The organism is Micromonospora wenchangensis (assembly GCF_002210435.1).
Classification (GTDB): Bacteria; Actinomycetota; Actinomycetes; order Mycobacteriales; family Micromonosporaceae; genus Micromonospora; species Micromonospora wenchangensis.
In genome coordinates, this window is record NZ_MZMV01000009.1 from 132784 (window position 1) to 151946 (window position 19163).

Genomic DNA, 19163 nt, shown 5'->3' on the forward strand with positions numbered 1-19163 from the left:
GGTGTCATTCGTCGCCGGTGGCGACCGGTCACGCGATCCGGTCGATCTGCCGACCCGTCCGGCCTCCGGGCCGCCGGGTCCGCCGACCGACAGGTCCGCCGGTGTCCCGGTCCGCCGGGCCCGCGCCACGGCCGGCGACATCCGTAGTCGAGGAGCCTCCCGTGCCCGACCTTGACCCCGAGCCGCAGCCCGAACCCCACGCGGCCCAGCCCGGCCCGACCGTCGACTGGCAACCCGACCCGCCGGCCGGCACACCCCTACGCCCGCCGGGCGGCCCGGCGTCGCCCGGCGGACCGGCGTCGCCCGGCGGCGACCCGGCGGCCGGTGCGACGGCGTCGGTCGGTGCCGCCCACGAGTCCCCGGCCGCCGGGGACCGGTTCGCCCACCGCCCGCCCGGCTACCCGAGCGCCCTGGTATGGCTGCGCGCCGGCATCGTGCGGGACTGGCGGGGCGTGCTCGGCGCGTTCCTCGCCACCTGGTTCTACGTACCGTTGGCGCTGGTCGCGGCGGTCTGGGGCGGCCTCGCCCTGGGCCTGTACGGGCTGGTCGCCGGGGGCACCCAGTCCGACGAGGCGGTGCCGGCGCTGCTGCGGGACGCACCGCTGGTCGGGCCGCTGCTGGAGGCCTTCGTGGCGCGCTCCGGCGGGGTGGTCGGCGGGTTCGCCGGGTTCGCGCTCGGCGCGCTGGTCGGCTTCCTGGCCATCCTCGTGCTGCCCTGGCGCAGTGCCTTCGACGAACCGGCGAACCTGTTCACCGGCCTGGCCGGGATGGTGATCGCCGCCGGCCTCGTCGGGCTGCTCTACACCGTCGGGCGGGTGCTGCTGGAACCGTGGCTGCTGGGCGTCTCGGGGGCACGGCAGCTCAGCCGGCGGGAGGCCGAACGGCTGCGCCCGCTGCTGAGCGACTGCGCGGCCCGGCTCGGCCTGCCCGGTGAACCCCGGCTGCTGATCGAGGACGACCCGGTGCTCGCCAACGCCCGCGCGTACGCCCGGCACGTCGTGGTGAGCACCGCCGTGCTCGACTGCACCGACGAGGAGATCGCCGCGCTGCTCAGCCACGAACTGGTGCACTGGCGCACCGGCGACGAGGTGACCAGCGCGTTCATCCGGGGCGTCGGCCTGCCGCTGGTGCTGGTGCACGCCCTGCCGGCCTGGCTGATGCGGCGGTTCCCGCACCCGGCCACCGACTTCGTGGTGTTCCTGTTCTTCTGGCCGGTGCTGCTCACCATGCGGTACGTGGTCCTGCCCTGCCACCGTCGGGACGTCCGGGCCGCCGAGTACCGGGCCGACGCCGGCGCGGTACTCGCCGGACACCGGGAGGGGATGCGGTCCATGCTGGAGCGGCGACGCTCCTTCGAGACGGGACGCAGCGGCTGGGACGAGGCGGTCTGCGCCACGCACCCGCCGTCCGAGCTGCGCCTGGACCGGCTGGACCGGCCCGTCCCCGACCCGACGACCGAGCGCGCGGCCACCGCACGCGGCCTCGACGAGCTGTTCGGCGGTACGACGACGACCGCGGTCGGTTCCCGGCGCGCCCTGCTGGTCGTCGGCGCGCTGGTGCTGGTGAGCTGCCTCGGCGGCGGACTGACCACGGCCCAGTGGGCGTTCTTCCGCCCGCAGGCGGCCGTCGGCGACTACTTCGCGGCCCTGGCCGACCACGACGGCCCGGAGGCGCTCGACCAGCTCACCCCCGACGTGCGGGCGGCGCTGGGCGACACCGGGCAGCTCGCCCGGATGGTGACGGCGAAGGACTACCGCCCGCCCACCGACGTGTCCGTGACGGGGGTGGAACGCGACGGCGACGAGGCGGTCGCCACGGTCGCCTACACCCTCGCCGGGCAGAAGCTGACCGCCGAGCTGCCGTTGCGCCGCGACGACTCCGCGGTGCTCGGGCTGTTCCACCGCTGGCACATCGACGCCGCCCCGGCGACCCTGACGCTGCCCGGCGGACCGGCCCCGCTGACCGTCAACGGGGTACCCGCACCCACCGGCGCGGAGGAGACGGGGGTGGCGGTGCCGCTGCTGCCGGGGGCGTACACGGTCGCGGGGGAGAGCAACGCGCTCAGCGAGACGGCGCCCCGGGTGGTCTACGTCGTACCCGGGCAGCAGAGCGTGAGCGGTGCGGAGCTGACGCCCACCCTGCGGCCCGAGGCGCAGGCGGCGGCGGAACGCAGCGTGCGGTCCTACCTGGACGGCTGCGCGGCGCAGGCGGTGGCCACCCCGCAGGGGTGCCCGTTCCGCTACTACACCGGCGGTTCGACGGTGAAGAAGATCGCCTGGAAGATCACCAGGTACCCGACGATCGAGCTGACCCTGACCGGCCCGGCCACCGCCCGGGTCTCCACCTCGTACGAGGCGCAGGGGTCGGCGCAGGCCACCGGCAGCACCGTCGGCTACTTCGGGACCACCCCGTTCACCGAGAACGAGACGTTCGGGGTCAGCGGTGTGCTGTCGGTGGTCGACGGCACGCTGACCTTCCAACCCGGTGACGACTGAGCCGCCCGCCGGGTCGGACCGCACGACTGAGAGGCAGACCGAGATGACCGCGCCCCGCTCCACCGCACCGGCCCGGCTGGTGCTGGCCCCCCGTGCCGCCGGCCCGCAGCGCACGACGCTGCTGGCCTGGCTGCACCGCGACCCGCGCTACCGGGCCCTGGTCCGTGACGCCGGGCCGGGGGGCGGGGCCGGTGGCCGGGCCGGCTTCAGCGACGCGGTGATCATCGCGGTGGTCGCCCAGGGGTTGCTGCCCGGCCTGTTCAACCTGGTGCAGAGCTGGGTGGACCAGCAGCGGACCGAGGTGAGCATCAGGCTCCAGGTCGGCGACTCCGAGGTGGAGATCCAGGTCAACGGCCGCACCGACGCGGCGAAGCTGTTCGACGAGGCCCAGCGGGCCCTGCGCCCGACCGACCCCGGCAACGAGATCACCCCCGGCGGCTGACCCGTCGCCACCCTGCCCCGAGCCGACTCGGCCCCCGGGCCCGCCCGCCCCCGGGCCCGTCCGGGCCCCCCGCCCCCCGCCCGCCGTGCGGCGTTCGGTCCGTCGGGGCTCAACGATGGGGGCGATGTAGCGGTATCCGCAGCTTGGGATGCCGCTACATCGCTCCCGTCGTGGGTCGGGCGCTGCGTGGAGGCACTTCTCGCCGAGACCCTTATGCCTGTCCGTCGTAAATATGACGGACAGGCATAAGGGTTGTTCGACCTGTTGCCGTCAGGCACGACACGCCGGGCCGGCCGGCGATGCCATGATCGCCGACGGGCCACCACGGCGACCCCCGCCCGGTCAGGTCCTCGTCGACCGAGGCGTACTGGCCGGATGCCGTGCCCCCCGACGGGCGGCCACGATGACGATGACCCGGTACGCGTGATGGCGCGGGCGACCCCGTGATCTCCGGCGGGGCGGGGCGGTCAGGCGGCCTTGGCGAGGGCGTCGTACTCCTCGTCGGTGAGCTGCACCTCGGCGGCGGCGACGTTCTCCTCCAGGTGACCGACCGAGGACGTGCCCGGGATGGGCAGCATGACCGGCGAGCGGCGCAGCAGCCAGGCGAGCGCGAGCTGGGCGGGCGTCGCGTCGTGGCCGGTGGAGATGGCGTCCAGCGGGCCGCCCGGCTTGGCCAGGTTGCCGGTGGCGATCGGGAACCACGGGATGAACGCCAGGTCGTTGCGCTCGCAGTGGTCCAGGACGTCCTCGGCGCTGCGGTCGGCCAGGTTGTAGAGGTTCTGCACCGACACGATCGGGGTGATCTGCTGGGCCGCCTCGATCTGCGCGACGGTCACCTCGGACAGCCCGATGTGCCGGATCTTGCCCTCCTGCTTGAGCAGGGCCAGCTCGCCGAGCTGGTCTTCCAGCGGCACCTTCGCGTCGATCCGGTGCAGCTGGTAGAGGCCGATGGACTCCAGGCCCAGGTGCCGCAGGCTCAGCTCACACTGCTGACGCAGGTATTCCGGCCGGCCCACCGGCCGCCAGTCACCCGGCCCGGAGCGGGTCAGGCCGGCCTTCGTCGCGATGACCAGGTCGTCGGCGTACGGGTGCAGCGCCTCCCTGATCAGCAGCTCGGAGACGAACGGCCCGTACGAGTCGGCGGTGTCGATGAACGTGACGCCCAGCTCGTAGGCCCGGCGCAGCACCCGGACCGCCTCGGCCGGGTCCTTCGGGTCGCCCCACACCCCCGGCCCGGTGATCTGCATGGCCCCGTAACCGAGCCGGTCGACCTGCAGGTCGCCGCCGATCCGGTAGGTGCCTGACGCCTTCGCGGGCTGACTGCTGGACCCCATGTGCCGTACCCCGATCCTGTTCGTAGTCGTCGGTGGCAAATCTAGCCACCCACCCCGACGGCTTTCCCGAAGATCGCGGCCGGCAACACCCCCGGGCCGAATGTGGGCGTCGACACTCAGCCGGCGTGCCGGATGACCACCAACGCCTGGTCGTCGTCGGAGCCGGAGAGCTTGGTCAGCAGGGTGTCCGCGATGACCTCCACGGGCTGGTCCCGCACCGGCACGAGCACCTCGTGCAGGGCCGTCACCCCGGCGTCGTACGCCTGGTCGCGCCGCTCCACCAGCCCGTCGGTGTACGCCACCAGCAGGTCACCCGGGCCGAACGCCACGGTGGTCACCGGCACCGGGTCGCGGACCAGCCCGAGCGGCAGCGAGTGCCCCGTCCAGACCGTCTCCGGCGGTCGACCCGGCCGCAGCAGCACCGGATGCGGGTGCCCCACCCGGGCGACCTGCGCCTGCCCGGCCACCGGGTCGACCACCATCGCCAGGCAGGTGCCGAGGAACCCGACCCCGAGCAGCCCGGTGAGCCGGGGGAACACCTCGGCCAGCGGCACCCCGGAGCGGATCAGCGTGTTCACCACCGTCCGTAGCTGCGCCATGTCGGCCGCCGCCTCGACCTGGTGGCCCACCACGTCCCCGACCACCACGGCCAGCCGGCCGTCGTCCAGGTCGACCAGGTCGTACCAGTCGCCGCCCAGGTGCAGGCCGCTCATCGCCGGCTGGTAGCGGGTCGCCAGCTCCAGACCGGGTGGCCCGATCGTCGCCGAGGTGCGCAGCCGGCCCGCCAGCCGGGTCACCAGGTTGTGTTCGGCGGCGGCCAACCGGACCCGTTCCAGGGTCTGTTCGCACAGGTCGGCGACGGTGTCCAGCAGGGCCAGGTCGTCGTCGTGCAGCGCCCGTTCCCGGGGCCAGCCGAAACCCAGCGCGGCGATGGGCCGCCGGGAGGCGTCCAGCAGCGGCAGCACGACGGTGGTCACCATCCCGTACTCGCCGGCCGGGTCCGGCAGGCCGGGATGCCGGGCGGCGAACTCGGCCCGGTTGCGCAGGATGATCCGTTCCCCGGTGCGCAGCGCGTGGGCGATCGGCCGGGGGTCGTCGATGGTCAGGTCGTCGAAGGTGGCGACCAGCCCGCTGGGCAGCTCCGCGTGCCACAGCCGGACCCGTCGGCCCTCGTCACGCATCGCCAGGCCGGGCAGCGCCGCGCCGAGCGCCGACGGGGCGGCGTCCAGGATCACCTCGATCGCCTCCCCGGTGGACCGGGTGACGCTGAGCCGGGCGGCGAACTCCGCCATCGCCCGCGCCGACGCGGTCAGCTCGGCCCGCCGCAACGCCTGGCTGCACAGCCCCGCCACCGCGTCGAGCAGGATGCGGCGGGCCTCCTCGTCGGCGGCCGGCCCGTCCCAGCGCACCTCCAGCGCCCCGAGCACCGCGCCGGTGCCGTCGCGCAGCGGCAGGCAGAGCCCGTCCGGCAGCGGCACGGTGGTCTCCTCACGTACCGCGCGGGCCAGCGGTTCGTCGTCGGTGACCCGCAGTTCGGCCGTGCCGGCGTCGCCGGTCACCGTCAGCTCCCAGGCGCCCGCCGTGGCCGCCGCGACCCGGACCCCGTCCGCGCCGACCAGCCCCGGGGTGACCGCGCCGACCACCTCCATCACCGCGTCCCGGCTGCCGGCGGCGCTGAGCGCCCCGGCGAGCCGGGCCAACCCCTCGGCCTGCCGCAACGCCCGCCGCCGGTCCCCGTCGGCGACGACGACCGGGTCGCCGGGCGCGGCGTCGGCGGTGCCGCCGGGCGCGGCGGCGACGGTGGTGAGGACGCCCTCCGGGTGGCCGGCGGCGTCGACCACCGGACCCGAGGAGAAGACCGGCCCCGCCCCGTCGTCGCCGTGCCGGGTGACCCGGGCGGCGGTCAGCACCCCGGTCAGGGCGGGCACCGCGTCGGGCCAGACCGCCGCGGCGGGCCGGCCCAGCGCCCGCGTGCCGGCCGGGCCCAGCCCGGCCAGGTAGTCGTCGTTGGCGAGCAGCACCAGGCCCGGACCCCACCAGAGCGCGGCCGGTACCGGGCTGTGCAGGCAGACGACCAGGGCGGTACGCAGGCTGGGCGGCCAGTCCGCCAGCGGACCGAGCGGGGTGCCGGCCCAGTCGTGGTCGACGATCCACCGGCCGGCCCGGCCGGCGCGGGAGAGGAGTTCGCGCCAGCGGGAGTCGTCCGGCGGCCGGGGGGCGTCGGCGGAGCGAACCATGTCGGGACCTCCGCTCTGCGGATCGAGCGCCTTCCCCATCAGTCGGACCGTACCAGCGTCTGCTGACAGGCACGTCTGCCGATCTGCCGGCGTGGCCGGGCCGAAAGGCCGTCGGTGCCGCCCGCCGCACCCGGTGTCCGCCCCGGCCGGCCCGGAGTTGTCCCGACCGGCGGTCAGGGGCGTCCCCACCGTGGGACGCTGGCCGGGTCCGGGGGACACCACCGGCGCGGTGTGGCGCCGACGCGGGGGAGGGGACGCGATGACGGGTACGCCGCAGCTGGACTTCGCACTCGACACGTACGAGTGCATCGTGCTCTATCCGGGTCCGGCCGGTCGGGTGCTGCCGAAGGAGACCGTGCAGCGCCTCCAGGCCGAGCACACCGCGCACATGCGGGCCCTGCAACGGCGGGGTCTGGTGCTGGTGGCCGGCTCGATCGACGGCCCGGCCCGGGAGCCCGCCCCGCCGATCGGCATCGGTCTGGCCCGCACCGGCTCGGTCGAGGACGTACGCAGCGTGATGGAGGCGGACCCGGCGGTGCAGGCCGGTCTCTACATGGTCGACGTGCTGACCTTCCTCTGCCCGGCGGGCTCGCTGGAGTTCCCGCTGGTCAAGACCGACAGCTAGGAGCGGCGGGGTCCGGGCGGCGGATCGTGGTGACCGACGGTGCCGGTGCCGGGGCGGACGAGCACGGGAGCGCGCGGACGGCGATTGCCGTCGGGCGGTACGATTCCCGGCGCGCGGTCGCCGATGCCCGCCACTTTCCGACGTGCCCCCGGCGTGGCCCGCGTCCCGCCGGCCACGCGCCCACCCCGCGCGTCGTCGGACCCTGTTCCTCAGTCCGCAAGGGGTCGGCCCGCAGGCCGACCCGGAGGAGAGACTAGCCTGATGGGCGTGAACCGCCGCGCGAAGATCGTCTGCACTCTTGGCCCCGCCACCTCGTCCCCGGAGCGGATCCGGGGGCTCGTCGAGGCGGGCATGAACGTGGCCAGGCTGAACTTCAGCCACGGCAGTCACGCCGACCACGAGTCGGTGTACCGCCTGGTCCGCGAGGCCTCCGAGGCGGTCGGCATCCCGGTCGCCATCCTGGCCGACCTGCAGGGCCCCAAGATCCGGCTCGGCCGGTTCGCCGACGGGCCGCACGAGTGGCGCACCGGCGACTCGGTGGTGATCACCGGGGACGACATCCTCGGCACCAAGGACCGGGTCTCCTGCACCTACCGCAAGCTGCCCCAGGAGGTGAAGCCGGGCGACCGGCTGCTGATCGACGACGGCCGGGTCGCCGTCGAGGTCAGCGACGTCACCGGCAACGACATCAGGTGCCTGGTCACCGAGGGCGGCCCGGTCTCCAACAACAAGGGCGTCTCGCTGCCGAACGTGGCGGTCAGCGTCCCGGCCCTGTCGGACAAGGACGCCGAGGACCTGCGCTTCGCACTCAGCCTGGGTGTCGACATGATCGCGCTGTCCTTCGTCCGCTCGGCCGAGGACATCAAGCTCGTCCACTCGATCATGGACGAGGAGGGCGTCCGCCGCCCGGTGCTGGCCAAGGTCGAGAAGCCCGAGGCGGTCGACCACCTGGAGGCGATCGTGCTCGCCTTCGACGGCGTCATGGTGGCCCGGGGCGACCTCGGCGTGGAGTTGCCGCTCGACCAGGTGCCGCTGGTGCAGAAGCGGGCCGTGCAGCTGTGCCGGGAGAACGCCAAGCCGGTCATCGTGGCCACCCAGATGCTCGACTCCATGATCGAGAATTCCCGGCCGACCCGCGCCGAGGCCTCCGACGTGGCCAACGCGGTGCTCGACGGCGCGGACGCGGTGATGCTCTCCGGCGAAACCAGCGTCGGCAAGTACCCGGTGCTCACCGTCAGCACCATGGCGAAGATCATCACCACCACCGAGGCCGGTTCGATCGGGGTGCCCCGGCTCCAGCACGACCCGCGTACCCACGGCGGCGCGCTGACCGTGGCCGCGTCCTCGATCGCCCGCGCCATCGGGGCGAAGGCGCTTGTCGCCTTCTCGCAGACCGGTGACACCGTCAAGCGGCTCAGCCGGCTGCACTGCGACCTGCCGCTGCTGGCGTTCACGCCGGTCCCCGAGGTGCGCAGCCAGCTCGCGCTGTGCTGGGGCGTGGAGACCTTCCTGATGCCGTTCGTGCAGCACACCGACGACATGTTCCGCCAGGTCGACCAGGCGTTGCTGGGTCTCAACCAGGCCACCCCCGGCGACTACGTGGTGATCGTCGCGGGCAGCCCGCCCGGCACCCCCGGCTCCACCAACACCCTGCGCGTGCACCAGCTCGGCTCCCTGGTCGACGCCGCCTCCGCCCGGGCGCTCCAGTGACCCGGTCGGCCCAGCGAACAAAGTCGGTCCGGTGACCGGGCGTCCGGCGGCGACCGGCCAGGCCGCGGTCGACCAGCTCCTCGAGGTCCTCGACCTCGACCACACCGGCGCGACGACCTTCCGTGGGGTCAGCCCCTCGGTCGGCCCGCAGCGGGTGTTCGGGGGGCAGGTCGCCGGTCAGGCCCTGGTCGCCGCCGGGCGCACCGTCGACCCGGAGCGGTTCGTGCACTCGCTGCACGGCTACTTCGTCCGGCCCGGTGATCCGGCCGAGCCGATCGACTACCAGGTGGAGAACGTCCGGGACGGGCGCTCCTTCTCGGTCCGCCGCTCGGTGGCGTTGCAGCACGACAAGCCGATCTTCTTCATGTCGGCGTCCTTCCAGCGGCAGGAACAGGCCCTGGAACACCAGGCGCCGACCCCGCCGGACGTGCCCGGCCCGGACGACGTCCCGACGATGTCCGACCGGCTGGCCCGCTATCCGGAGCGGCTCGGCATCTGGGGGCAGATCCCCCGCCCGATCGACGTCCGCTACGTCGGCGAGCCCGGCTGGGTACGCCCCGGCGACCGCCCCGCCGACCCGTACCAGCGGGTCTGGATGCGCATCGACGGCAAACTGCCCGACGACCCGCTGCTGCACGCCTGCGCCCTCACCTACGCCTCGGACCTGACCCTGCTGGATTCGGTCCTGTCGGTGCACGGCGAGGTCTGGGGGCCGGGCGGCCTGGTCGGGGCGAGCCTGGACCACGCGCTGTGGTTCCACAGGTCGTTCCGGGCCGACGAGTGGTTCCTCTACGACTGCTGGAGCCCGTCGGCCTCCGGCGCGCGGGGCCTGGCCACCGGCCGGATGTTCACTCTCGACGGCCGGCACATCGCCAGCGCCGTCCAGGAGGGCCTGCTGCGCCGCGTCGGCGACTGAACGCACCCGCCGTCGAGCGTGACGGCGGGTGCGGACAAGCCAGGCTCAGAAGCTGCTGACCACCTTCACCAACGCCTCGTCGATGGTGGTCGGGTTCTTGGCGTCGAACGCCTTGCCGGCCGACGCCTTGGCGATCCGGTCCAACGCGGCCAGGTCGGAATCCTGGTCGAAGGCCACGCAGAAGACCTTCACCGGCTTGTTCGGGTCCAGCGCGATGTCCCGCAGCAGCCGGTCGAGGTCGCTGTCCTTCTGGTACTCGTTCTTGCCGTCGGTGAGCACCACCACCGCGTTGATCCGGTTCGGGTCGTACCTGTCGAGCAGGGTGCGGTGCGCCGCGCGGACCGTGGCGTACAGGGCGGTGTTGCCGCCGATGCGCAGCCCGGCGAGTTTCCGGTTGAACGCGTCCCGGTTCAGCGGCGCGAGCCGTACCTCCTCGCTGTACGGCCGCTTCGGCCGCTGCGGGGTCTCGCTGGAGAACGACCAGAGCGCCACCTGGTCGGCGGCGTTGAGCAGTCCGATCGCCTTGCTGGCGGCGTCGGTGGCCACCTGGAACCGGGTCCGGTCGCCGACGCCTGCCTTCATCGAGCCGGAGGTGTCCACGGCGAGCAGGATGTTGGCCTTCTTGCGCAGGGTGTCCCAGCTGCCGAGGATCGCGCCGACCACCTCCGGGGTGGGCGGGTCGAAGTAGGTGAGCTTGTCGCCGCCCGGCCCGGCCACCGTGGCCAGCAGCGTGTCGGCGGGCCGGCGTTCGTCGTCGCGGAAGCCGAGGGCGGCGAAGCTGCGCTGCTGCGGGCCGTCGCGGAGGAAGGCGAGGAAGTCCTCGGCGGCCTCGCGTTGCGCCGGGTCGGCCGACGGCAGCACCACGTACGGGTGGTCGAGGTTGAAGGTGCCCTCCTTGGGGTGCACCGCCACCAGCGGAACCCGGGGCTTGCTGCCGGTGGGGCTGAGCTGGCCCTGGTTGTAGAGGTAGACCAGCTCCTCCTGGAGGACGATCGCGCTCATGTCGGTCGCCGGGGCGTCCCCGGTGGCGGCGGCGTCGGCCTCGGCGAGACCGCGCAGCAGGTCCACCGAGTCGTCGCTGTAGTGCGAGACATTGGCCTCGATCCGCCTGACGAACTGGGTCACCGCCGGCTGGGCGAGGTCCTCGCTGGTCAGGTCGCTGGCCCGGTTGACCGCCGCGTAGTAGGTGGCGATGGTGGCGGCCAGGCCGGAGGTGGACAGGTGCGGGTTGTCCTTGCCGAAGGTGAACCGGCCCCACTCGGGCTTGCCGAACGCCGCCCAGCCGGTGTCGCCGGAGAGGCCGAGCACGTCGGCCCAGCCGAGCGGGCCGCGCTGCTGCACCAGCTCGCCCCGGTCCTTGGGCATGGCGATGACCAGGGGACTGTTGGCGATCGACGGGTACTGCCCGGGGGTCTGCGCGGGCCGGCCCGCAGCCTTGTCGAGCAGGCGTAGCTGCCCGGTCCACAGCGACGAGGTGGGCAGCCACACCTGGGGCTCGGCGATCTTCGGCTGGGTGAGCGTCCACCCGCCGGCCAGCGCCTCCATCGCCTCGCCCGAGTTGAGGCCGTGCACGGTCACCTGCGCACACCGCCCGCCGAAGCGCCGGTCGGCGGTGTTGTACCGGTCGGCGAGCTGGGCGACCAGTTCGCTCTTCTCGGTGGAGGAGCTGACCTCCAGCGGTACGCAGTCCGCCCGGTCCGTGCCGGGCGTCGGCCGGACGTACAGGTACGCCCCGGCGATCACCGCGAGCCCCGCGACGACGGCCACCGCGTGCGGCAGCCACGGTCGGGCGGGACGCTGACCGGCGGCCATCGGCTCCTCCAGGGGTTCGTTAGGCGGGTCAGGCGTCGGTGCGGGGTGCCGGCACGGGCGGTGCGCCGGGGTGCCCGACCGAGCCGTCCGGCGGGTCGGACGGGGTCAGCGCGGCGGCGACGAGCAGACGGACACCGTAGACCACGACGAGGGCGAGCAGGCCGACGGCTGCGGCGGTGCCCACGTCGGTGCTGGCGACGTACCCGGTGGCGAAGCCGACCGCGCCGAGGAGGAACGCGAGGGACATCCCCCACGGGTCGGCCCACTGTCGACGCAGCCGCCGGCCGAAGCCGTCCCGGGCCGCCGGCGGGGTGGCCGGCCGGTCCGTCGCGGCGGGCGGGGTGGCGGCCGGGGCGGACCAGGCCGCGGCGGGTGGGGCGGTCGGCGGCTGCGGCGCGGGGTGGGCGGTCGACGGGGTGGGCCACGGCGTCGGCACCGGGTCGCCGGTCGGCTGCGGGGTCGGGGTGCCCGGCGGTGCCTGCGCCATCCCGCCGGTCGGCCAGGGGTCCACCGCCGCTGCCGTCGTCGGCCACGGGTCGGCCGCCGCGACGACAGGTGCGGCCGGCGGGGTGGCGGTCACGGTACGCGGGACGTGCCGGGTGGCCGCGGCGTCGGTGCCGGCCCGCAGCACGGTCTGCAACGGCACCTCGCCGCTCGGGTGGGCGTCGCGCCCGAGCAGCCGCAGCAGGACCTCCTGGGCGGTCGGCCGGGCCCGGTGGTCCTTGTCCAGGCACTGCCCGATCAGGGTGGCCAGCGGCCCGGTGAGCCCGGTCAGGTCCGGCGGCTCGTGCAGGACCCGGTGCATCACCGCGACGACCGGGCCAGTGCCGAACGGCGGCTGCCCACCCGCCGCGAAGGCGATCGTCCCGGCCCAGGCGAACACGTCGCTGGCCGGCCCGACCTCGTCGTCGCGGAACCGTTCCGGAGCCATGTAGGTGGCGGTACCCATGATCCGGCTGGTCATCGTCTCGGTGACGTCCAGCGCCCGGGCGATGCCGAAGTCGATCACCCGGGGGCCGTCCGCCGCGAGGATCACGTTGTCCGGCTTGAGGTCGCAGTGCACCACGTCGGACTGGTGGATCGCGGCGAGCGCGGTGGCGGTGCCGACGGCCAGCCGGTGCAGCGCGTTGCCGGCGACCGGCCCCTGCTCGCGGACGTGCCGTTGCAGGGTGACGCCCTCGATGAACTCGCTGACCACGTAGGGCAGTTCACCGTCGACGTCGGCGAAGAGGATCTGGGCGGTGCAGAACGGCGCGACCCGGCGGGCGGCGGCGATCTCCTTGACGAACTGGGCCTTGGCCCGGGGATGCTGGTGCAGGTCCACGTTGATGACTTTGACCGCGACCCATCGGCCCTGTTCGTCACGGCCCAGGTAGACCACACCCTGACCGCCCGCGCCGAGCCGGCCGATCAGCTCGTACGGCCCGGCCTGGCGCGGGTCCCGCGGGTTCAGCGGCGTCACGTCCGGCATCGCTGTCGCTGCCCCTATCGACCTGTGCTCCGGTGCGCTGGTGTCCGTCACCGGCGACCCTGCCGGCGACACGGGTATGGTGCCATGCCCACGCCACCGGGACAGCCCACCCTGGCCGTTCGGTGGAGGGTGGCGGTCCGGCCGGCGGGGCCGGCGACTAACCTTGCGGCCATGCGCCTCTCCGCCCGGGTCGACTACGCACTGCGTGCGGCGGCCGAACTCGCGTCGGTCGTCGACGGCGCGGACTCCGGCCGGTCCCGTCCGGTGACCGCCGAGCAGATCGCCCGGTCGCAGGACATCCCGCCGAAGTTCCTGGAGAGCATCCTGCTCCAGTTGCGCCGGGGCGGCATCGTGCACGCCCAGCGGGGCCCGGACGGCGGCTACTGGTTGGCCCGGCCGGCGGTGGAGATCTCCCTCGCCGAGGTGATCCGGGTGATCGACGGTCCGCTGGCCCACGTCCGGGGGCAGCGTCCCGAGCAGCTCGGCTACCACGGCGCGGCCCGCGCGTTGCAGGAGGTCTGGATCGCGCTGCGGGCCAGCGAGCGGGAGATCCTGGAGCAGGTCACCATCGCCGACGTGGCGGCCGGGGTGCTGCCGGGCCGGATCACCGAGCTGGCCGCCGACCCCCGCGCCTGGAGCTGACCCCCCATCGGGCCGAGCGGGCCCGCCGTCCCCGCGCCCGGAGCTGACGTCCCCGCGGGCCGAGCCGGCCCGCCGCACCCCGGGTGACCTGGCACGCGGGCTTCCGGTCGGCGCGTCCCGCTCCGCCGGGCCCGTCCCACCCACCGATCTGGGGGTTGACCGGGGAGCGTCCGTGCCGCATTCTCGACCAAGTCGATAGGAGATGCCGAAAAGTTCGGAGGGCTCGTGCGCAAGCTTCTGATCCTCGCTCTGGTCGGGCTGGCCGCACAGCTCGTCGACGGCGCGCTCGGCATGGCGTACGGGCTGACCTCGTCGACCCTGCTGCTCTTCGTCGGGGTCGCCCCGGCCGCCGCCTCGGCGTCGGTGCACCTCGCCGAGATCGGCACCACGCTCGCCGCCGGTGTCGCCCACTGGCGGTTCGGCAACGTCGACTGGCGGGTGGTTACCCGGATCGCCCTGCCCGGCGCGGTCGGCGCGTTCGTCGGGGCCACCTTCCTCAGCTCCATCTCCACCGAGAGCGCCGCCCCGTGGATGGCCGGCATCCTGTTCACCCTCGGCGCGTACCTGCTGGTGCGCTTCTCCCGGCCGCTGCGTCAGCGCACCGGCGCCGGGCGGCTGCGCGGCCGGTTCCTCGGCCCGCTGGGTCTGGTCGCCGGCTTCGTCGACGCCACCGGTGGCGGGGGATGGGGTCCGGTGGCCACCCCGGCGCTGCTGGTCTCCGGCCGGATGGAGCCCCGCAAGGTGATCGGTTCGGTGGACACCGCCGAGTTCGTGGTGGCCGGGGCGGCCAGCATCGGCTTCCTGATCGGCCTGGGCAGCGAGGGCTTCCTGCTGCCGACCGTGGCGGCGCTGCTGGTGGGTGGCCTGATCGCCGCGCCGGTGGCCGCCTGGCTGGTGCGGATCGTCCCGGCCCAGTTGTTGGGCGCCACCATCGGCGGGGTGATCGTGCTGACCAACGCCCGCACCCTGCTCAACGCCGGTGACGCCGGCTCGACCGTCCGTCCGGTGGTCTACGTGCTGCTCGCCGTGGGCTGGGTGGTCGCCCTGACGTTCGCCGTCCGGGCGCTGCGCCGCACCCGCCGCGCCCGCGCCATCGTCGACGCCGCCACCGCCACCGCCGCCACCGCCACCGCCTCCACTACCGGTACCGCCGCCGCGACGCCGTCGCCGGACACCACGACCCCCGCCGTCCCGGCCGGGGTCGTCGCCGGGGCCGGGCCGGCCGGGGCCGACGACGACCGGCTGGCCGTCGTCGAGCGCTGACCCCGGCAGGGTTACGCCGCCCGCCACGCTGACCGTCGCGCACCGCCGGTGACCCGGCCCGGGGCGACGACGGTCACCCGGGGAGCGCGCCGCCCGGAGCGGGTCCGGCCGGGGCCGGGTGCCCGGCGAGCAGTTCGGTCGCCGCCGCCGACAGCAGCGCCCAGGCCCGGTCCACGTGCTCGGGCCCGGTCAGCGGCGAGCCGACGGCCAGCCGCAGGGTGTACCGGCCGTTGACCCGGGTGTGGGTCAGGTACACCTGTCCGCTGTCGTTGACCCGGGCCAGCAGCGCCGCACCGGCCTCGTCACCGGCCCGCAGTCGGAACGTGACCAGGGAGAACGGGTGCGGGGCGGCGAGGGCGAACCGGTCGTCGGCGCGGACCAGACCGGCGAACCGGTCGGCCAGGGCGATCCCCGCGCGCAGGTGCGCACGCAGCCCCTCGACGCCGTACCAGCGCAGGACGAACCACAGTTTCAGCGCCCGGAACCGGCGGCCCAGCGGCACCTGCCAGTCCCGGTAGTCGATCACCGCACCGGATTCGCTCGCCGCGTTACGCAGGAACTCCGGCATCACGGTCAGCGCCTCGATCAGCTCGCCCCGGTCGGCCACCCAGAAGGCGTCGCAGTCGAAGCCGGTGAGCAGCCACTTGTGCGGGTCGAAGCAGTACGAGTCGGCGTGCTCCACCCCGGCGTGCGTCCAGCGCAGCTCGGGGCAGACCGCCGCCGCACCGGCGTACGCGGCGTCGACGTGCAGCCACACGCCGTAACGGGCGCAGATCGCGCCGATCTCCGGCAGCGGGTCGACGGCGGTGGTGGAGGTGGTCCCGATGGTCGCCACCACGATGGCCGGCACCACGCCTTCGGCCAGGTCCGCCTCGATCGCCGCGCGCAGCGCCGCCGGTCGCATCCCCTGGGTCGTCGGGTCCACCGCGATGGTCCGCACGCCCGCCTCGCCGAGCCCGGCGATGCGGGCCGCCTTCTCGATCGAGGAGTGCCCGTGTGCCGAGGTGTACGCCCGGTAGCGGCGGTCGACGCCGACCTCCCGCCAGCGTCCGCCGCTGGCCCGGTGCAGGGCGGCCAGGGTGGCGACCAGGGTCGCCGAGGAGGCCGAGTCCTGGATGACGCCGCCACCGGTGCCGGTGGAACGGAACCGCGCGGGCAGGTCCATCAGGTCGGCCAGCCAGTCCAGCACGACCGTCTCCAGTTCGGTGCCGGCCGGATTGGTGGCCCAGAGCATGCCCTGGCTGCCGAGGCCCGAGCTGACCAGGTCGGCCAGCACGCTGGGGCCGCTGGTGTTGGCCGGGAAGTAGCCGAAGAAGCCGGGGTGCTGCCAGTGGGTGACCCGGGGCGCGATGATCGCGTCCAGGTCGGCGAGCATCGCCGCGACCGGCTCACCGTGCGCGGGCGGGCCGGCCGGCAGGGCGGCGGTGACCGTGCCGGGCGGGTCCTGCGGGGTGACCGGGCGTCGGTCCAGCGTCCGCCAGTAGTCGGCGACCCAGTCGACCACCGCGTACCCGGCGCGGCGGAACTCCTCGGGGTCCATGTGCTCAGCCATCCGCCGAGTCGATCAGGTGGGCCGCCCGGGAGCAAGAGCGGGTACGGCTTGTGCGGGCGGAAAGCGTTGTCCTACGATCCGACTGCGCGGAGTCGAACTATGGATGTCGATGCAAAGGCGTCCGTCACCACCGTCAGCGCGGCGTCATCCCGCCGGTCCGGGCAGGCCGGCGTCGCCACCGTGCGCTGACCTCCGCGAAAGGCGTTTCCGTGCACCTGAGCCCCACCCGTCGTCGCGCCGCGCTGCTCGCCGCCGCCGCGGCCGCCACCCTCGCCGCCGGCACCCTCACCACCGTGACGGCCTCGGCCGCCGCCGCCGGCTGCCGGGTCGACTACAAGATCAGTAGCCAGTGGGGCGGCGGCTTCGGCGCCGACGTCCTCGTCACCAACCTCGGCGACCCGATCAACGGCTGGACGTTGACCTGGTCCTACACCGCCGGCCAGCAGGTCACCCAGGCGTGGAACGCCACGGTCACCCAGTCCGGGGCGCAGGTCAGCGCCAAGGACGCCGGTTACAACGCCGCGCTGGGCACCAACGGCACCGCGAACTTCGGCTTCAACGCGTCGTGGAACAACGCCAGCAACCCGCCGCCGGACAGCTTCGCCCTCAACGGCACGACCTGCACCGGCGGCACCGCGCCGACCACCGCGCCCCCGACGACCGCACCGCCGACCACGGCACCGCCCACCACACCGCCGCCGACCACCCCACCCCCGACGACACCGCCGCCGACCACGCCCCCGCCGACCGACCCGCCCGCCGGGGCGAAGCAGCTGGAGGACCTCGACCGGGGGCTGATCAGCGTCCGTTCCGGCAGCGGGAACCTGGTCTCCTGGCGGCTGCTCGGCACCGAGACCTCCGGGGTGTCGTTCAACCTCTACCGGGGCTCCACCAGGGTCAACGCGTCACCGATCACCGGCGCCACCAACTACCTCGACAGCGGGGCGGCGGCCGGCTCGGCGTACACCGTGCGGGCCGTGGTCAACGGTGCCGAGCAGGCGGCGTCCGCGCCCGCCCTCCAGTTCGCCAACGGCTACCTGGACGTGCCGATCCAGCCGCCGGCCGGCGGCACCACCCCGGCCGGGGAGGCGTACAGCTACTCGGCCAACGACGCCAGCGTCGGTGACCTCGACGGCGACGGCGACTACGAGATCGTGCTCAAGTGGGACCCGTCCAACGCCAAGGACAACAGCCAGTCCGGCTACACCGGCAACGTCTACGTCGACGCGTACACCCTGACCGGCAGCCGGTTGTGGCGCATCGACCTGGGCCGCAACATCCGCGCCGGTGCCCACTACACCCAGTTCCAGGTGTACGACTACGACGGCGACGGCAGGGCCGAGGTGGCGATGAAGACCGCCGACGGCACCCGCTCCGGTACCGGTCAGCTGATCGGCTCGTCGTCGGCGGACTACCGCAACTCCAGCGGTTACGTGCTGTCCGGCCCCGAGTACCTGACCATGTTCAACGGGCAGACCGGCGCGATCGCCTCCACCGTCAACTACGACCCGCCGCGCGGCACCGTCTCCTCCTGGGGCGACTCGTACGGCAACCGGGTCGACCGGTTCCTCGCCGGCACCGCCTACCTGGACGGTCAGCGGCCGTCGCTGATCATGGCGCGTGGCTACTACACCCGGGCGGTCATCGCCGCCTGGGACTTCCGCAACGGCGCGCTGACCAAGCGGTGGACGTTCGACTCCAACGCCTCCGGCAACTCCGCCGCCGCCGGCCAGGGCAACCACCAGCTCTCCATCGCCGACGTCGACGCCGACGGCCGGCAGGAGATCGTGTACGGCGCGGCCACCGTCGACGACAACGGCCGGCTGCTCTACTCGACGGGCAACGGTCACGGCGACGCGCTGCACGTCGGTGACCTGGACCCGAGCCGCTCCGGCCTGGAGGTCTTCAAGGTCGACGAGGACGCCAGCAAGCCCAGCTCGTACTTCGCCGACGCGCGCACCGGCCAGATCATCTGGTCCACCGCGGCCAACGGCGACAACGGCCGGGGCGTCTCGGCGGACATCTGGGCCGGCAGCCCCGGTGCCGAGTCGTGGTCGTCGGCGGTCGACGGGCTGGCCAACACCCGGGGGCAGAACATCGGCCGCAAGCCGTCGTCGGCGAACTTCCTCGCCTGGTGGGACGGCGACCCGGTACGCGAACTCCTCGACGCCACCAAGATTGACAAGTACGGCACCGGCGGCGAGACCCGGCTGCTCACCGGCAGCGACGTGGCCTCCAACAACGGCACCAAGTCGACCCCGGCGCTGTCCGGCGACATCCTCGGCGACTGGCGTGAGGAGGTGATCTGGCGCACCAGCGACAGCCGGGCGCTGCGGATCTACAGCACGCCCACGCCGACCAGCACCCGGATCTACACGCTGATGCACGACGCCCAGTACCGCGCGGCGATCGCCTGGCAGAACACCGCCTACAACCAGCCGCCGCACCCGGGCTTCTTCATCGGTGACGGCATGTCGACCCCGCCCACGCCCAACATCTACCTGCGCTGACGGTGCGGGCCCGGCGGTTCGTCGGGCCCCACAAAAGCAGGCACCGGGTCGCCAGCCGCGGAATCCGCTCAGCTGGCGACCCGGTGCACCACACCGCAGCACCCCCGACCCGTCCCGACCGGGAGTGCCGTACCACCACCGGTATTGAAGTTAG

At 74.0% G+C, this 19163-nt stretch carries 13 protein-coding genes; 8 read left to right on the forward strand and 5 right to left on the reverse strand.

Annotated elements, in window-relative coordinates; all coding sequences use genetic code 11:
- Window positions 1–161 precede the first annotated feature (161 nt).
- Both B5D80_RS07755 and B5D80_RS07760 read left to right on the forward strand, forming a co-directional pair.
- Window positions 162–2495, forward strand: a complete 2334-nt coding sequence (locus tag B5D80_RS07755) for a M48 family metalloprotease (RefSeq protein ID WP_088643095.1) — start codon at window positions 162–164, stop codon at window positions 2493–2495.
- Window positions 2496–2538: 43 nt separating this feature from the next.
- Entirely contained in the window at window positions 2539–2937 is a 399-nt protein-coding gene (locus B5D80_RS07760) for an effector-associated constant component EACC1 (protein WP_088643096.1), read from the forward strand.
- A 467-nt stretch (window positions 2938–3404) separates the two neighbouring features.
- Here the strand turns inward: B5D80_RS07760 and B5D80_RS07765 are convergent, their stop codons facing one another.
- Window positions 3405–4271 carry an aldo/keto reductase gene (locus B5D80_RS07765; RefSeq protein WP_088643097.1) on the reverse strand — a complete coding sequence of 289 codons (867 nt, stop codon included), beginning with the start codon at window positions 4269–4271 and terminating at the stop codon, window positions 3405–3407.
- A gap of 116 nt (window positions 4272–4387) precedes the next feature.
- The gene (locus B5D80_RS07770; RefSeq protein ID WP_088643098.1) at window positions 4388–6508 is read right to left on the reverse strand and encodes a GAF domain-containing SpoIIE family protein phosphatase; all 2121 of its coding nucleotides are present in this window, start codon (window positions 6506–6508) and stop codon (window positions 4388–4390) included.
- A 259-nt stretch (window positions 6509–6767) separates the two neighbouring features.
- Between B5D80_RS07770 and B5D80_RS07775 the strand changes: the two genes are divergently transcribed.
- The 3 genes from B5D80_RS07775 (at window position 6768) to B5D80_RS07785 (ending at window position 9759) form a co-directional block, all read left to right on the forward strand.
- Window positions 6768–7133 carry a YciI family protein gene (locus B5D80_RS07775; protein WP_088643099.1) on the forward strand — a complete coding sequence of 122 codons (366 nt, stop codon included), beginning with the start codon at window positions 6768–6770 and terminating at the stop codon, window positions 7131–7133.
- 261 nt (window positions 7134–7394) lie between these two features.
- Entirely contained in the window at window positions 7395–8843 is a 1449-nt protein-coding gene (gene pyk, locus B5D80_RS07780) for a pyruvate kinase (RefSeq protein ID WP_088643100.1), read from the forward strand.
- 31 nt (window positions 8844–8874) lie between these two features.
- Window positions 8875–9759, forward strand: coding sequence for an acyl-CoA thioesterase (locus B5D80_RS07785; RefSeq protein ID WP_088643101.1), 885 nt, complete (start codon window positions 8875–8877; stop codon window positions 9757–9759).
- Between the two features lie 45 nt (window positions 9760–9804).
- Here B5D80_RS07785 and B5D80_RS07790 read toward each other — a convergent pair whose 3' ends face one another.
- Both B5D80_RS07790 and B5D80_RS07795 read right to left on the reverse strand, forming a co-directional pair.
- Window positions 9805–11571 (reverse strand): vWA domain-containing protein, encoded by a 1767-nt coding sequence (locus B5D80_RS07790; RefSeq protein WP_088643102.1) that lies wholly within the window; start codon window positions 11569–11571, stop codon window positions 9805–9807.
- A 28-nt stretch (window positions 11572–11599) separates the two neighbouring features.
- On the reverse strand, window positions 11600–13042 hold the full coding sequence (locus B5D80_RS07795; protein WP_088643103.1) for a serine/threonine-protein kinase: 1443 nt from the start codon (window positions 13040–13042) through the stop codon (window positions 11600–11602).
- 171 nt (window positions 13043–13213) lie between these two features.
- Between B5D80_RS07795 and B5D80_RS07800 the strand changes: the two genes are divergently transcribed.
- Complete coding sequence (locus tag B5D80_RS07800) at window positions 13214–13684, forward strand: RrF2 family transcriptional regulator (RefSeq protein WP_088643104.1); 471 nt, start codon at window positions 13214–13216, stop codon at window positions 13682–13684.
- Between the two features lie 225 nt (window positions 13685–13909).
- Window positions 13910–14947 (forward strand): sulfite exporter TauE/SafE family protein, encoded by a 1038-nt coding sequence (locus B5D80_RS07805; RefSeq protein WP_088643105.1) that lies wholly within the window; start codon window positions 13910–13912, stop codon window positions 14945–14947.
- Between the two features lie 73 nt (window positions 14948–15020).
- Here B5D80_RS07805 and B5D80_RS07810 read toward each other — a convergent pair whose 3' ends face one another.
- A complete protein-coding gene (locus B5D80_RS07810; protein ID WP_245854319.1) occupies window positions 15021–16499 on the reverse strand; it encodes a pyridoxal-dependent decarboxylase in 1479 nt (492 codons plus the stop codon).
- A 209-nt stretch (window positions 16500–16708) separates the two neighbouring features.
- Here B5D80_RS07810 and B5D80_RS07815 point away from each other — a divergent pair, with 209 nt between their 5' ends.
- The gene (locus tag B5D80_RS07815) at window positions 16709–19009 is read left to right on the forward strand and encodes a rhamnogalacturonan lyase family protein (protein WP_088643107.1); all 2301 of its coding nucleotides are present in this window, start codon (window positions 16709–16711) and stop codon (window positions 19007–19009) included.
- The last annotated feature ends 154 nt before the right edge of the window (window positions 19010–19163 follow it).